A 2336-nucleotide genomic window follows, 5' to 3' on the forward strand; every position below is an offset into this window, starting at 1 on the left:
TATCCAGCCGATGGGGATTACGACCTCCGGCGCGGTGACCCGCGGGAGCGCGAGGCGGTGCTGCGCGCCATCGCCGCGGTGCCGCGGCCGGAGCAGGACCCGGTGCTCGGTCCCGGGGCGGGGTTGTGCCGCCTCTGGGCCGCCTGAGGCGCGGGCCAAGCAGGTAGAGAGTTTAAGGCAGGGTAGCCGGACGGGACACAGACCAGTCTGCTGGTTACCATGATGCTGTCCTTCTGATCCGTTTGGGTTAGCTTGTTGCGAAATCAAAACGGGAGGAGATGACATGCCTGTCACCATGCGGCGCGCTATGCTGCGCAGCACTCTGGGGATGTGCGGGGTGCTCGGTCTGGCCCCGCTCCCGGCCCGACCAGCCCTGGCACAAGGCGGGTCGGTCGCCAGTCCAACAGGGGCCCGGGCCGCAGAGGCAGCAGTGCCAGAATTCCAGGTCGATCCTTTCTGGCCGAAGCCGCTGCCCAACAACTGGATCATCGGCGCCGTTGCAGGCGTCGCGGTGGACAAGCGGGACCACATCTGGATCGTCCAGCGTCCTGGAACCATCGCGCAGCGCCAGCTGATGGCCGAGCGCAACCCGCCGGAAACGAATTGCTGCGTCCGCGCGCCCTCCGTGCTGGTGTTCGACAGGCAGGGCAACGTCCTGCGCCATTGGGGCGGCCCGGGCCCAGGTTACGAATGGCCGGAGGTGGAGCACGGCGTCTATGTCGATGCCAATGACTTCGTCTGGCTCGCCGGCAGCGGGGCCAAGGACCACCAGCTGCTGAAGTTCACGCTGGACGGACAATTCGTGATGCAGATCGGGCGATCGGGTCAGTCGAGAGGCAACGCCGACACGGCCAACCTCAACCGTCCCGCCGATGTTGAGGTGGATACCGAGGCGCGGGAGGTCTATGTCGCCGACGGCTACGGCAACCGCCGGGTCATCGTGTTCGACAGCGAGACCGGCGCCTATAAGCGGCATTGGGGCGCCTATGGCCAGCCGCCGGTCGATGGTGGGCCGGAGGCTTATGGCGGCACGGCCGCTTATACGCCGGGTCAGCCGCCGTCTCGGCAGTTCGCCAGTCCGGTGCATTGCGTGCGGCTGACCAGGGACCGGCAGGTTTACGTTTGTGACCGCACCAATGACCGCTACCAGGTGTTCCGGCGGGACGGCACCTTCGTGTCAGAGCACTTCATCGCACCGCAGACACGGCTGAACGGCTCTGTGGCCGATCTCATCCCGTCGCTGGATCCGTCGCAGGAGTTCCTGTTCAGCGTGGACAACTCCAACGGCGTGGCACGGGTGATCCGCCGGCGCGATGGCGAGGTGCTCTCCACCTTTGGACGGCCGGGCCGCTGGGCCGGGCAGTTCCACGTTCCGCACAACATCGCCCAGGACAGCGAAGGGAGCCTCTACATCAGCGAGGTGGACAATGGTCAGCGCGTGCAGCGCTTCGTGCGCCGCGGGCCGTCCTGACCACATCGAGCTACCCGCCGAGGTCCGCGCCGCCAGGCGCGGGGGCAGCTGTCACAGTATATGTAACCTTCACGCCACGACCTCGAGTCAATGGCGATCCTGGAGCTTGCCGGACCCTGCAGGACAGCACCAGGACCCTATCGCCGCTGCCTGTAACCTAACCCGGTGGCAGGGCGCCTGTAGTGCAGCGAGGGGAGGGAGGCGAGAGCTGCCCGTCATGTGCTGAGGCCAGACCGGGCCAATCGGCGAGTGGACGTGCTCTTAGCCCGAGATGGGCAAGAAGCTGTTGGTAGGGTTGTCCTCGCGGCTGAACACAGCAAAGCTGTTGTATGACCATGACTTCCGAAATGGCTCGGCGGGTTCTCCGCTCCTGGCTGGCGATCGAGGTCCTGACGCCGCAAGTCACCAAAGATGGCTGGAGCGGCCTGGCCGCCGAGAAGCAGGGGCAGCAGCGTAACAACCACGCAACGGCGCTCGACGATCCCGGACTGTGGGAAACTCCCACAGATGACGCCTTGGTGCCTTGGAAGCTGTTGGCCGAGCACCCGGAGCCCGACGAGGAGCAGGCCGCCTCCGGCGTCACAGAACCTGTGCCAGATCCAGACCAGCCCCGTCCCTGGTACTTGGTCGTCCTGGGCGCACTGCCCGCCCAGCAGGCATTTGAGCGTCTGGACGCCGCCTTCTCGGACGGCGCTGACGAGGATGAAACTAATCGTCGCACCCAGGGACATGTTGTCGCCACGACCTTGGTGCTCGATGAGTGGGGCGTGCTGGTGCCCGATACGTTGTCTATTGCAAGCTTTGCTTGGGGACTCGGTCACATGCTGGGTGGAGGCTCTGCGGCGGCGCTGGCCGAGTGGGACAG

The 2336-nt window shown here is 65.9% G+C and carries 2 protein-coding genes; both read left to right on the forward strand.

The annotated features are described in order from the left end of the window. Nucleotides 1-430: 430 nt before the first annotated feature. On the forward strand, nucleotides 431-1471 hold the full coding sequence (locus D2K64_RS23295) for an NHL repeat-containing protein (protein ID WP_238384395.1): 1041 nt from the start codon (nucleotides 431-433) through the stop codon (nucleotides 1469-1471). 329 nt (nucleotides 1472-1800) lie between these two features. Continuing rightward, on the forward strand, nucleotides 1801-2336 hold a 536-nt coding region (locus tag D2K64_RS23300), incomplete at its 3' end, for a hypothetical protein (RefSeq protein WP_202910811.1).

This window comes from Teichococcus vastitatis, from assembly GCF_003604215.1.
Lineage (GTDB): Bacteria > Pseudomonadota > Alphaproteobacteria > Acetobacterales > Acetobacteraceae > Pseudoroseomonas > Pseudoroseomonas vastitatis.